The sequence below is a fragment of the Undibacterium sp. Ji50W genome, assembly GCF_049340445.1.
In the GTDB taxonomy this organism is placed as follows: domain Bacteria; phylum Pseudomonadota; class Gammaproteobacteria; order Burkholderiales; family Burkholderiaceae_D; genus Undibacterium.
Genome location: NZ_JBMPOX010000059.1, coordinates 1 through 1,005 on the forward strand (window position 1 = coordinate 1; position 1,005 = coordinate 1,005).

Consider the following 1,005-nt stretch of genomic DNA (forward strand, 5'->3'; position numbering starts at 1 on the left):
AGGCAAGACCAGCTTACCATTCCCATCCACACTACCCGCATTGGCATATTCCGTGATTCTGGTGACATTGCCATTGGCGTCATAGATTTTGGAGGTGACATAACCCAGCGCATTGATACTGGCAGTACGTTGCCCTTTTTTGTCATAGAAGTACCGGCTGATGTCCCAGCTGTCGGTTTCTGGATTGTTGAGCACCGCTGTCTGGCTCAGATTACCAAACACATCATAGCTAAAGCGCGTCACTTTAGACACCAGTAGGCTGCTGTCACCATCTTGCCCACTATTCACCCAGGTCGCCGCTTCCGTGGTTTCTATCACACGCCCCAACTGGTCATAACGGCTCGTGGTCGTCCGGTCCTGGCTATGGTCTGATGCTGCCAGCGCAGTCGTGACCTGGCTGGCACTAGGTGCCTTGCCTGCGCTACCCGTGATACTGCTCGTATTGATGGCCGTGGCATAGCGCGTCACTGCCGTGGTATTCCCAAAGCTGTTGCGGCTGTAACCAGTGACATTACCGAGTGCATCCACGTCATAACTGACACGGCCCAGCTTGTCATACGTGCGGTAGCTGTAATTACCGGCCACATCACGGCTGGCGATGACATTACCAAAGCTGTCATAAGTGACCGTGCTTTGCAGCGTGACCTGTCTTTCTGAGGCAAATGCCAGGCTGTTGGCACCGTTCACGGCCAGCGTGTCACCGGCACCGTCATACACAGACGTAGGCGCATAGATGGTTTTGACCTGACGACCGAGTGCATCATATTCATAACGGGTAATGCGTTGTTCTGGCCTACCCGTGGCTTCGGTGCGGCTGCTGAGGTTACCCAGTGCATCGTAAGTCATGCTGGTAACGATGGCAGCACTGACGGTGGTGCCAATATGCAGACTACTACCGGCATCCACAATGGCCAGGCTGACGACTGGCGAGGTTTCACTCAGCAGATGTCCTGCTGCATCGTAGTCATAGGTCCAGGTAGCGTTGAGTTGATTGGTGTAGCTGAT

1 pseudogene is annotated in these 1,005 nt (G+C 54.1%); it reads right to left on the minus strand.

Annotated elements, in window-relative coordinates:
• A pseudogene (locus ACO0K9_RS27955) lies at window positions 1–1,005 on the minus strand (hypothetical protein); the annotation flags it as partial.